Annotated in this window: 10 protein-coding genes; 4 read left to right on the top strand and 6 right to left on the bottom strand. The window is 40.6% G+C overall.

Going from position 1 to position 12,415, the window contains the following annotated elements; all coding sequences use genetic code 11:
* Positions 1–61: 61 nt before the first annotated feature.
* Complete coding sequence (locus tag PAUR_RS04405) at positions 62–664, bottom strand: 1-acyl-sn-glycerol-3-phosphate acyltransferase (RefSeq protein WP_192506609.1); 603 nt, start codon at positions 662–664, stop codon at positions 62–64.
* Positions 665–710: 46 nt separating this feature from the next.
* Positions 711–959, bottom strand: a complete 249-nt coding sequence (locus PAUR_RS04410; RefSeq protein WP_192506610.1) for a helix-turn-helix domain-containing protein — start codon at positions 957–959, stop codon at positions 711–713.
* Between the two features lie 263 nt (positions 960–1,222).
* On the opposite strand from PAUR_RS04410, the gene PAUR_RS04415 reads away from it, so the two are divergent.
* Positions 1,223–1,948, top strand: a complete 726-nt coding sequence (locus tag PAUR_RS04415) for a helix-turn-helix transcriptional regulator (RefSeq protein WP_192506611.1) — start codon at positions 1,223–1,225, stop codon at positions 1,946–1,948.
* A 62-nt stretch (positions 1,949–2,010) separates the two neighbouring features.
* Positions 2,011–2,343, top strand: coding sequence for an HIT domain-containing protein (locus tag PAUR_RS04420; RefSeq protein ID WP_192506612.1), 333 nt, complete (start codon positions 2,011–2,013; stop codon positions 2,341–2,343).
* On the opposite strand, the gene PAUR_RS04425 is transcribed toward PAUR_RS04420, so the two are convergent.
* Positions 2,330–4,258, bottom strand: coding sequence for a GGDEF domain-containing protein (locus PAUR_RS04425; RefSeq protein WP_192506613.1), 1,929 nt, complete (start codon positions 4,256–4,258; stop codon positions 2,330–2,332). The two genes, PAUR_RS04420 and PAUR_RS04425, sit on opposite strands and share 14 nt — an antisense overlap.
* 191 nt (positions 4,259–4,449) lie before the next feature.
* Between PAUR_RS04425 and PAUR_RS04430 the strand changes: the two genes are divergently transcribed.
* On the top strand, positions 4,450–5,775 hold the full coding sequence (locus PAUR_RS04430; RefSeq protein ID WP_192506614.1) for a M20 metallopeptidase family protein: 1,326 nt from the start codon (positions 4,450–4,452) through the stop codon (positions 5,773–5,775).
* Positions 5,776–6,031: 256 nt separating this feature from the next.
* Here PAUR_RS04430 and rluA read toward each other — a convergent pair whose 3' ends face one another.
* Both rluA and PAUR_RS04440 read right to left on the bottom strand, forming a co-directional pair.
* Positions 6,032–6,685 (bottom strand): bifunctional tRNA pseudouridine(32) synthase/23S rRNA pseudouridine(746) synthase RluA, encoded by a 654-nt coding sequence (rluA, locus tag PAUR_RS04435; protein ID WP_192506615.1) that lies wholly within the window; start codon positions 6,683–6,685, stop codon positions 6,032–6,034.
* Between the two features lie 144 nt (positions 6,686–6,829).
* Positions 6,830–7,966, bottom strand: a complete 1,137-nt coding sequence (locus PAUR_RS04440; RefSeq protein WP_192506616.1) for a LamG-like jellyroll fold domain-containing protein — start codon at positions 7,964–7,966, stop codon at positions 6,830–6,832.
* 295 nt (positions 7,967–8,261) lie between these two features.
* Here PAUR_RS04440 and PAUR_RS04445 point away from each other — a divergent pair, with 295 nt between their 5' ends.
* The gene (locus tag PAUR_RS04445) at positions 8,262–9,323 is read left to right on the top strand and encodes a hypothetical protein (protein ID WP_225738288.1); all 1,062 of its coding nucleotides are present in this window, start codon (positions 8,262–8,264) and stop codon (positions 9,321–9,323) included.
* A 93-nt stretch (positions 9,324–9,416) separates the two neighbouring features.
* Here the strand turns inward: PAUR_RS04445 and rapA are convergent, their stop codons facing one another.
* Positions 9,417–12,311: an RNA polymerase-associated protein RapA gene (rapA, locus tag PAUR_RS04450; protein WP_192506618.1), complete on the bottom strand. Its 2,895-nt coding sequence runs from the start codon at positions 12,309–12,311 to the stop codon at positions 9,417–9,419.
* Positions 12,312–12,415 lie beyond the last annotated feature (104 nt).

Genomic DNA, 12,415 nt, shown 5'->3' on the forward strand with positions numbered 1-12,415 from the left:
TTTTTAACAGTATAGAGTAAGTCAAAATACCAAGCCAAAGGGTACACGTTAAATGCCCAGATTAATCGGATACTTGGGCTGGATATTTCGCCGCGCTTTTGGGGTATTGTTGTTTTATTCGTATTAATTCAGCCGGCACATCATCTGTTACCGTCACAGCAGGGAGCACCACAAATGCTTTTGAACGATAGTCAATGAGCATAGGCACAATGGGGACGTTGGCTGAATGTGCCATGTAAATAAACCCCGTTTTCCATTGTTGGGTATATTTACGAGTCCCTTCAGGGGCTAAGCCTAAGATTAATGCATCTTGTTCATGAAAAATGCGGGTAACTTGATTAACGATACCATTGGTCGCGCTTCTATCAACAGGGATCCCACCCATTCTTTTTAGAATATAGCCAATTGGTCCAATAAAAATACTGTGTTTTCCAAGGAATTTCACTTGGAGTCCGAATTTAAATTTAACTGCAATGGCTATGACAAAATCCCAATTAGAAGTATGAGGCGCAACCGCAGCAATAAATTTTGCTGACTGTGGAAACTCCCCAGTCACTTGCCAGCCAAAAGCTTTTAATATGAGCGAACCAATTAACTGCCCAAAACGGTTATTAGTGCGAGGGACTTCTTTCGGGATCTGATGTTGTCTGAGTGGGTGCTGCATATTGCAACCTTCTTTTCTTTGCACTGTAGCATAATACCAAACCTTATTAATTGGGTTTTTTCATACCAATGATAATGTTGGTAATATCAAGTAAATAGACATCTTCAACTAACCCAATGACATCATTCCAACGAGGGTTGAACTCATTATTTTCCCAACGGCGTAAAGTGCGTTCTTCAATGCCGTAGTTTGCGGCAGATTCGGCTTGGGTATAGCCTCTACTTTTACGAGCAAACTTAAGGATATCTGATCCGCGAGGTGTACGATTAATTCTTGCTGGTGCACTTTTTTGCATAATTTATATTCTCCTTCATTTATTACGCATTAATGTATTTATAGTATGAAAGTTGCTATAAATAGGTGTATAATGCAGCATTAAATACGCACCTAGTCGTTACTATCTTTATGTAAATATCAATTTGCTGCGTATTTTTTTAAATTATAGTTTTAAAAATTACGCATTACAAATGTTATTTTTAATTTTTTGAGCCTTATTTCTTTCTTATAGGCATATAAATTCATTTTTTGGTATTTTATTTTTTAGAAGGCCTAACTTACATGACTGAAAATTATAATGAAAATAGCTGTGGTGATGAGCATTTGCATGCGTCATTTGCCACGCGTGTCGAGCAAGCCATCAAACCTGATAGTATACGCACGTTTGCGTCAAAAATAGGTGTTTCGGAAGGTACTCTGCGTAGAATATTAAAGGGGGAAGACCCTAAGTTAAGTATTACCGAACGTATTGCGCGAGAATCAAACACAGACTTCCTATGGTTAGTAAAAGGTGAGGGCGAGCAAAGTCAAGATAGTTTGGCTTCTCCATTATTAAGTCAAAGTGTCGTGAATGTTGATGAGTTCCAAGAAAAGTTTGTACTGGTTCCGGGTTATCATATTTCAGTCAGTACTGGATATGGTGCATTTAACGATGCAGCGTTAGTTGAGCGACACTTAGCTTTTCGTAAGAAGTGGATTGATTATAAAAACCTAGATAAGAGTCAATTAGCCGTTGTGTTTGCAAAAGGTGACTCTATGGAGCCGACCATACATAACAACAACACAATTTTGGTTGATCTATCAGACAAGAAACTTAGTGAAGGGCTTATTTATGTGGTGCGCTTGGGTGAAGAGCTTTATGCGAAACGTTTGCAGCAATATATTGATGGCTCTGTACGCCTTATTAGTGATAACAAAGAATATGTTGAGCAACATGTGCAAGCGCATGAACTCGATCAGCTAGAGATCATTGGCAAGGTGGTTTGGATTGGGAAGGATTTAGCGTAGCGCGAGTAGCCGCAGGCGAATATATATCTTATTCAAAAGTGTATTATGAAGGAGAAAATGGTATGGACGATTTTTATTGTGAACAAGTACTGAGTAATAAAGTATCCGTTGATATTGTCATGGAAACGAGTGATGTGCTGGCGTTCCACCATACTCGGGCATTTTGGCCGGTACATATCGTGGTTATACCCAAAGCTCATGTGCCATCTTTAACCGATTTAGGTGAGCACGACGTATCGATTGTTCACAAAATTATGGCTGTGGTAACGCAAGTCGCTCAGCAAGTTGAGGCGCAGCACGGTGCATGTCGAGTATTAACGAATTTAGGTAACTACCAAGATTCAAAGCATTTACATTTTCATGTTAATTATGGAGAACCCATTACGACACGTTGATATCAATGACTTCAACCGCGCAGTTCCTGCCTTGTTTTTTTGCTTGATATAGCCCGATATCGAGTGCGCTATAAATTGAAGTAAATTTGGTATGCTCAAGTCCATTAGTTGCATAGTAAGCGAAACTTGCAGTGACTGTAATGGAAGTATGATCAGCTAATGTGACAGGTTGACTACTTAGCGTCCGCCTTGCACTTTCAACGATATTCAAAATGTTCATTTTTTTAATGTGTGGAATAAAGATAACGAACTCCTCTCCACCTATCCTAGAAATAAAGTGAGGTTGTGTGATGGCCCTTTTTATAGTGTGACAACACTGAATTAAAGTTTGGTCACCTGCTGGGTGTCCATATGTGTCATTAATTCTTTTGAAGTGGTCTAAATCGAGTAGTATTAGTGCGTGAGCGTATTCTGACTCGATAGGTGCATCATATTTAGACAGTGCTTTATACATGGCTGCACGGTTGAGCGCGCCAGTTAAGGTATCGTGTTCTGCTAAGTAGCGCTGTTTATTACGTGAACGCCAGACAAATATGACAATTAAAGTAATACAAGCTATCGTCAGCCAGAGCCGATATTGATTGTATTGCAACTGCTGTATTTTATGTGTTTGTTGTAGGTTCTTTTGTTCAAGGCGAATCGTTTTCAATTCAGCTTTTGACATTTTTAGTTCTGTTTGAACGGCAATTAATGCTTGCTGATTTTGGCTTTTAGCATGTGTTTGTTCCAAAGCAATGTATTTCTCTTGAAATAAGTAAGCTTGCTCGAACTGGTTCAGTTTGGCATGAATTTGTATGATCACCCCAAGGGCACTCAATTGATGTGTAATGTCATTCTCTTTTTTAATTAACTGTAGTGACCATGTCGCGGCTTTTAATGCCCAGTCATACTGTTGCAATTGTAGATGTGTTTTGGCGAGTGTTAAGTGGGTATCAAATAGCAATGTAGCGTGCTGTTCTGCATCAAGTATATTCAATGTGTCGATTAGCAAGGTTAATGCTTGGCTTGGTTCTTCGTACGCTAAGTGTAATTTTGCTAATTGGATATTACTATTGGCTACACCATAACTGTTGTTTAGGTTCGTAAATGTGCGTTGAGCGCTGAGTAGTAGAGATGAAGCTTGCTCAAAAGCTAAGTTTTTCCGATACGCAATACCAAGATTTAATTGGGTGAGTGCTATTTTTTGTTGGTTATTCGCTAATGTGCGTAACTCTAATGCATTTTTAAAGTGCGTGATTGCATTATCATATTGCCCCATATCCATTAAAGTTAACCCTATATTATTAAAGGTGACCGCTTGCCTTGAAGGGTTAGGGCGAGTGCCTAAGATTTTTTTGTACAAGGTTAACGCTTTATTGTGATACCCATGGTGATTCGCAACAATCGCAGATAAGTTCCAACGATACTTTGGATCTATTATCGGTTTATCTATCGCTTCAGCTAAGGCATTCATTTTGTCAAGATGTCGCGTAATACTATGATAGTTGCCTTTTTTAATGTGATCCCAAACTATGTGTTGCAATACTAGTGACGCTAATTCTTGATGCGTTTTTTCATTGATGAGGCTTTGCACTTCCTTGAACTTACTTTCACTGAGTTGGTGCTTATTCTGCATTGATGCTTGTATTGCGTGTAACAAGCGTTGCTCTACCTCAGTAAGCGGGGAGTGTGGCTCAAGGTGAATTAATAGTGGCTTTGACAATTGCTCGGCGAGTTTTGCAGCAACCGTTGTTAAGTATATTCGCTCTAACCCTGGTTGCATTGTACGGTGTTGTTGCACGAGTGTTTCAAGAGTGTCTTGTGGTGATTGGCTGAGAGTTTGTTCGTATTGACTGAACCAGTTAGGGATAGATGCTTGCGTGCTCAGAGGTAATAAGCTGATGACAATACATAGGAAAAAGAATAAAACTTTCATAAATAGCAGCACAAGTTAGTTGAATACGTTTAAGCGCTTCCGTGTGCCAGCAAGCGTGCCATTCTAGCATAAATACAAAAATAAAATATGCTGTGCCAATTAAAAATACGGCCGTTGGATTTGAATAGTCATTGCTGCTCATCAATGAAGTTGCTACCTTGATGGTTCTTACAACAACTATAATTACGATAATGAAATTATTCACTTCAAGCTTACTTTTAATACTTGCAAGTCAAGTTAACGCACATGATATTGATTTATCTAAATCAGTGTTAAAGCAATTGCCTGACTTAGAATCGTTATATTTGCACTTACATCAACACCCTGAACTCTCATATAAAGAGCAGAAAACAGGACAACGTTTAGCAAAAGAGTTAACCGCTTTGGGTTTCACCGTGACCGAGGGCGTCGGCGGATTTGGTGTTGTTGGTATGCTAGAGAATGGCATTGGTCCTACTATTATGATCCGTTCAGATACTGATGGTTTACCGATTATAGAGCAAACAGGCAAACCTTACGCCTCAAAGGTAAAAACACTTGATGCTAATAATAATGAAGTGGGCGTAATGCACGGGTGTGGTCATGATATCCACATGACCAGCTTTATAGGTACAGCACAACAGTTGGTGATGCATAAGGCGCAGTGGCAAGGTACTTTAATGATGGTTGCTCAACCCGCAGAGGAAGTGGGGGGAGGGGCCAAGGCAATGCTCAAAGAGGGGTTGTTTAGTCGCTTTGCACAGCCAGATCATGTGCTTGGTTTACATGTCAGCGCATCACTCCCAGCCGGTAAAGTCGCAATAGCCCCAGGTTACGCGCTGGCCAATGTCGATTCGGTCGATATCACAGTCAAAGGTAAAGGCGGGCATGGGGCATATCCTCATACGACCATAGACCCAGTGGTCATTGCGTCAAGGATTGTACTTGCTTTACAAACCATAGCCAGTAGAGAAATTTCCCCGTTGGAACCTTCTGTGATCACGGTTGGCTCCATACATGGCGGTTCAAAGCACAATATCATCTCAAACGAAGTCACATTACAGTTGACGCTACGCTCGTATAATCCAAAAGTGAGAACACAACAAATTGCTGCAATAAAACGATTAACACAGGGGATAGCGTTAAGTGCAGGGTTACCAAAGGCATTAGCCCCCGAGGTATATGTGCATAAAGACGAAACTATTCCATCGACTTACAACAATCCAGAATTAGCCAATGTGATGACGGCTAGTATAAAAGCGGAGCTGGGTGAGGAGAATGTAGTAAAAGCTGAACCAGTTATGGCGGGTGAAGATTTTGGGATGTATGGCCGTACCGATGAGAACTTACCAATCACTATCTTTTGGCTAGGTGGTGTTGAGCCTCGATCTTACGCAACAAGCGTTAAAAATGGCGACACCTTACCTTCATTGCACTCAAGTCAATTTGCACCAGATTACCCATTGACCATTACAACGGGTGTGCGGGCAATGACAGCCAGTGCTCTGGATTTATTTAATCAATCTACAAGTAAATAATAAAACGCTAAAGTACTCTTTAAATACTCAGTATACTTATTAGAGTACTTAACCTCAGCTCTGGATAAGCGAATTTGCCCAATAAAGCTATTTTTCTCACTCTCGGCGTTGCTTTCATTTCTAATAGCCCGCTATTACAAATGAAAGCGCCTTGATATTGAACAAAATATCATCATTGGATTGTACGTAAGTTTGTTTATAAAACATCTTCTATTTCAAAACCCTTATCCAAACCTGAGGTTACTTAGGGCTTTTACTAGAAAGGTGCAGGAGCTTCAAATGTCATTAACTGTTCGGTAAGAGGGTGGCAAATCTGTAGCATTTCAGCATGTAATTGCAACCGCTCAGCAGCGGCCAGCGCGTCACCTTTTGCATAAAGTCGATCACCAAGTATCACATTGCCAAGTGACAACATGTGTACCCGCAATTGATGAGAACGACCCGTAATAGGGATTAGTTTGACACGGGTTACGTTATGCTCATTTTTGAGGACTTCATAATGGGTTAGAGATGGTTTGCCTTTGTCATGACATACCATTTGTTTTGGCCTATTCGGCCAATCACATATCAAGGGCAAATCAACAGAGCCGGTGGCGTGTTTCATTGCACCATGCACGCGTGCAATATAATGCTTGTTTGTGAGCCTATCTTGAAATTGAATACTGAGAAAGCGGTGGGCTTCTTTACTCATTGCTAAACACAATACGCCAGATGTCGCCATATCTAAACGATGAACAATTCGTGCCGTCGGAAAAACGGTGTTTACGCGAGTAATAGCACAGTCGGCATGTTTAGGATCTTTACCAGGTACTGTTAATAAACCGCTTGGCTTATTAATGACGAGCATGTGATCATCTTGATATAGAATTTCTAAATATGGCTCCAGTGGTGGCGCATAGTTCAAAAGCACAGTTTATTACCCCAGATAAAATTAAGCGCGCCATTTTAGCGACCTTTTAGGGGATTACATAGTGTTTAATGCATCGATAGTTGATTAAAGTTGATTAAAGTTGATTAAAGTTGAATAAGGGGGTTCTTTTAATCACCAACAAGGTTAGAGCTTGCCACCCTTATGCGCAATGTTGTAGCAATGACGAGGGTTGCCTTTTAAATAATCCGCCCGTATGTCTTCAGAGGTCAGCACTTTGTGGTGTAGTGAAACCTCTCCAATAGCACCTTGGAATAATCCTGATAAGTATGATGAACGGCTACCAATACGCAACGGCATATCATTGGCTAGTGAGCCCTGACGGTCGGTAGGGTTGTGACTATCAATATAACTGCCGTTGCGGTAAAAGCGGATCCCTTGAGCAGCATCTCTGTCGATTGAAACCGCAATATGTTGCCATTCATTAGTCGCAACGAACGCACTTGAGTCGTAAAAGGTACAGGATGAATTGGGTTTTTGACAATACCATGTGCCTCCACCGTCAGCCAATTGTAGCGCTAGGTATCCATCATCAATATAAAATGCGTAGCCATGAACATTATCAATTTGATTCTCAAAACGTTTATCTATTATCAGGTGCTGACCAAGTGAACGCGTTTTGACCCATGTCGAGATAGAGAAATCTCCTTGGGAGACGTCTAAAATATCTTGGTCAGGTAATTCCACATAATCATCGTATCCATCTAAACAAAACGCTAAGTTATCAGTGGGGGTAGCCAGATGAATACTACTATCCGTAATTTTTGAAATATATGACGTGGGTATTGCCGTGTTGCTACTACCTTTCCAGTATAGGGCGAGCATGAACATCATTAGTAGCAATAGTAAAAATGAGCTTTTTTGTGTTTTTACTAAATTAAACCTTTGATAAATTGGCTTTTTTTTGTACTTTAGAGGTAAGTCTATAAAGTAGCCCTGACCTCGCCTATTTTTTATATAATCATACTGCTGTGGGTGCTCTAATTGCTTTCTCAAAATACTTATTCGTTGTTTGACGTTTTCATCGCCAGTGACAACATCACCCCAAACAAGTGTAAGTAGTCGATTTGTTGGAATAGGGTTTGGTGAATTATTAATTAAACAAATCAGTAGCTTATAAGATAGTTCAGAAAGATTTAGATCATATTTATCACGGTACACTTTACGCGTTTCAAAACAAATAAATAAATCAGATATCCAGACACCTCGATATATTTGATCTATTACATTTGCTGGGGCTAGTTGTTTGGCGCGATCATTCATGTACTTTTACGTGTAATTTTTTTTAATATAGCAATGTTACCTATTTTTTTAGCAAATTTACCAGAGTAGCTAGGTTATTTTCCTTTTTTACTTTAACTTTTACCATCTTTTACTCGCTGATCACGCTGTTTTATGTAAAAGTTAATATTCAGCCCATTAACAACATACCGTACCTTGTTGATGGGTTATTGAAAAATATACAACTTAATGGAAGAGGCTACCGACATTTTAGTAGCTGGTAAAAGATTTAGCGTTATGCTTACAAATGGATGAGGAGGCAGTGCCAAACAGTGTTATGGCACAAATAAAAAATATGGAAACTTATGATGTTTTAGTACCGAAATTTGGTCTCAACTTAGACAGAAGTAGTGTTTTAGAAAGTATCAAACACGAAAAGCTAAAAGCCTCACCACGCTTACAAAGTGCGTTATTACAGTTAAATAAGTATTCAATTCACATCAATCATCAACTATTTTTCTTACGCTACTTTCAATCAGAGTTAGACGTTGCTGAATATCATCATGATTTTCATAAAGCGTTAGCACTGCATGCGATTGGTGTGCCTTCACAACAGCTTGATATTAAAAACCAATGGTCTCAAGTACAGCAAAATTATCGAGCAATAGAGTGGGCGAAGCGAAAGGGGAAATCTCATTCAGGGTGGGAGCATGGAATAATTCGTCATTTAGAATGGCTTTTGCACCAAGGTGATAAATTTGCCGTTGAAAATGCGAGTTCATGGCCCGTTACTGAACGAGAGCATGACTGTAGTATTGATCCTAATTGGCTAGATGATTGGTTTGACTATGTCAATAAATCACAGGGTATAGAACGTACGCTCATATCTTATGAACAATTATGCATGATCCGAAATCCCGCAGGTGGCTGTACATTATTGGAAAACGTATTTTTGGAAGCAAGGCTGAGCGATTTGCGGGCAGAAAAAAGTTACTGGCTGAGTCCAAAATTTTACTATCTAAATGGGTGCCACAGTACAACAGAAGATGGTTTTAGTGATCTTGGAAACCTGATTTCACGATGGGAAGTAAAATTTGAATGGTTAGCGGATAAGCAGCGATACATTCATCATGCTTTACAGGCCTTTAATGATGACTTTGATGCCATACTGCAATCTAAAACAATGCCTGCCGGCTGGCACGAATTGAAAGCGATATTATTGTCTACACCGATTATCTCCATGGAAGTAGCCCATACTTATCTTGAAGCATCAAGTTTTATGTTTGAATACGGGTTATTGCAGGTTAAGCATGTTTCGTCGTTAGATGATATGACCGTGTTTGAGTGTACGGCTGTTTTCAAGTTATGGGAGCGTTGGGACAACATTATGAAATTTTAAATCATGACAGCGCAGTAATTAACAAAGTGCAAAAAGTCACGTCATTAATGACGTGACTTTTTATTAATAGTGGTTTTACATTATGAATGCGTTTTAATGAGACACAACGATTAAGCGTATAGCGTCAAGTTTTAATTGTGCTTTTTCAATGTAAACGCCAAGTTCGGTTCTTTGCTTTTCAAAGACTTGAACTTCTTCATCGCGGATATTAGGGTTAATCGCTTTTAATGCCGCTAAACGAGATTGCTCTTCACTCATAGTCGCGTGCATTTTTGTTATTGCATCTCTCCTCAGGGTATCTAACTGAACATTTGCTAATTCAGTCGCTTGCGTAATGAGTGGGTGAATGGCACTTTGCAATGCATTAGCCAGTTTACTTGCTGTTTGACGACCAACAGCAGATAATTGACTATTAAAAGCATCGAACGCAACATTTTCAGCCAGGTTGTTACCTGCTTTATCGAGTAATACACGCACTGGTGTTGGCGGTAAAAAGCGACCAACCTGCAGCACTTTAGGCGCTGATGCTTCGGCAATATAGATAAGCTCAACGAAAAAAGTCCCAGCTGGTAATTTCTTATTTTTCAGCAAGGCGACAGATGCACAACCAAAGTCATCATCACAGATCATATCCATGGCACCCTGTACCATTGGGTGATCCCAGCTGATAAAGTGCGCATCCTCTTGCGACAAAGAAGTATTTCGATCAAATGTGACGGTAATACCATCCTCTTTTAAACATGGGAAAGAGGGGTTGAGCATATGTTCAGTCGGCTTAAGGATGATGGTGTTTTCACCTTTATCTTCTTGGTTTACACCAAAGGTGTCGAATACGTTGATCATGTACCCTGGTAAGATCACGCCATTATCCAGTTTTTCAATTTCAGCAACCAAAGAGTCAGCGCGCCCCTGACCGCTGGAGTGAAGTTCAAGCAGTCGGTCACGACCTTGCTCCATTTGAGCACGTAATACTTGGTTTTGTTTGGCGGCTTGTTCAAGAAGTGGATCAAGCTCCTCTTCATCACAGTTATGCCCACCAATAAATTCAAGCAAGTCTTCGCTAAACTCTTTATAGAGCATTTGCCCTGTCGTACTGGTAGTTTCAAACGCATCTAACCCTTCGTTATACCAGCGGAGTAAGACTTCTTGTGCTGTATTTTCAAAGTAAGGTACGTGGATATTCACATCGTATTTTTGGCCAATACGATCTAATCGTCCAATACGTTGTTCGAGTAAGTCAGGGTTGAGGGGTAAATCAAACAACACCAAATGATGTGAAAACTGGAAGTTACGACCCTCAGAGCCTATTTCAGAACACAACAATATTTGCGCTGAGTCGTATTCATCAGCGAAAAACGCCGCAGCACGGTCACGTTCAACAATAGACATGCCCTCATGGAACACCGCAGCTTTAATGGCTTCTCGTTCACGTAGGGTTTGTTCAAGACTGATTGCAGTTTGTGCTTCAGCACAGATCAACAAAACTTTTTCATGTTTAAGTGACTTTAGAGTGTCAATTAACCAGTCGACGCGCGGGTCAAAGGCGGTCCAGCCACTCCCTTCACCTTCGAACTCCTGAAAAATCTTTTCTGGGAACAAAGCCCTTAATGCGGATTTTTCAGCACTTTGGATACCACCCATATTCCCAAGGACCGACATCGCTGTTTTGTATTGCTTCGGAATTTCAACAGGGTAACTGTGTAACTTTCGACCCGGATATCCATCAATACCGCTGCGACTGTTACGGAATAAAATTCGCCCTGTGCCGTGGCGATCTAACAACATTGATAGAACTTCTTGTTTAGCTTGCTCATCACCAGATTGTGCGTTGATCAATAGGGTACTGATATCGGTTTCTTGTAGCAAGTTAACAAGGGTTGCTTCTGCTTGGTCGTCTAGCGCCCCATCTTGTAACAGTTGATTGGCCGCCTCAGCCACTTCTTTGTATTGGCTTTCTTCCGCAACGAATGCGTCGTAATCGTAGAATCTATCAGGGTCTAACAACTGTAATCGAGCAAAGTGGCTTCGGTGACCTAATTGGTCAGGCGTTGCCGTGAGTAGGATGAGGCCTGGAATATCTTGGGCAAGTTCAGCCATACGAGCATATTCAGTACTGGGCTTATTATTCTCGATTGTTAAATGATGTGCTTCATCAATGACGAGTAAATCCCAATCGGCTAAGGTTGCTTGTTCAAACCAGCGACGTTTTTTTGCAATGAACTCCAAGCTCACCAGTACGAGCTGCTCAGTTTCGAATACGTTTGGAGAATCAGCAAAGGCTTCATCGCATCGCTCTTCATCAAAAATTGAGAAGCGTAAATTAAAGCGACGAAGCATTTCTACTAACCATTGGTGTTGTAAATTTTCAGGCACAACAATCAAGACGCGATTTGCACGCCCGGTCAGGAGTTGCTGATGTAAAATCATACCAGCTTCGATGGTTTTACCTAAACCAACTTCGTCAGAGAGTAATACGCGGGGAGCAAAGCGTTTGCCCACTTCATCTGCAATGTAAAGTTGGTGTGGGATCAAGCTGGCTCGTTGGCCTACAACGCCTTTTAAATGTGACTGTTGGCGTGCAAACTGATGTTGCCACGTTTGGTATCGTAACGTGTAGCGGTCAAATCGGTCGACCTGGCCTGCAAATAAACGGTCTTGTGGTTTATTAAATTTAATAAAGTGATCAAGAAACGTTTCTTTTAAAGTCGTTTTTTCTTCGGTATCAAGACGAATACCGTGGTAACACAACAATTCACCAACAGGTTCAATTGTTTCGACTTGTAGCTCCCACTCATCGGCACTGCGAATAATATCACCTGGATTGAATACCACACGCGTTACAGGTGCTTCTTGCATTGAGTAAACGCGGTTTTCTCCACTGGCGGGGAATAATATTGTCACTTGGCGGCCTTCTAATGCCACGATGGTACCTAAGCCTAAATCTGACTCAGTGTCACTTATCCAGCGCTGACCTAAGGAAAAATTCATGTTCGTCTCGTTTAACCCGAAAAAAGGCGGCTATGTTACCCGTTCATTTAAGCTTGTTCAATCTTGTTTATTCATTGCGAATGTGCCTATCTCTATTCTTTTTA

Origin of the sequence: Pseudoalteromonas aurantia 208, from assembly GCF_014858725.1 — a bacterium.
Classification (GTDB): domain Bacteria; phylum Pseudomonadota; class Gammaproteobacteria; order Enterobacterales; family Alteromonadaceae; genus Pseudoalteromonas; species Pseudoalteromonas aurantia.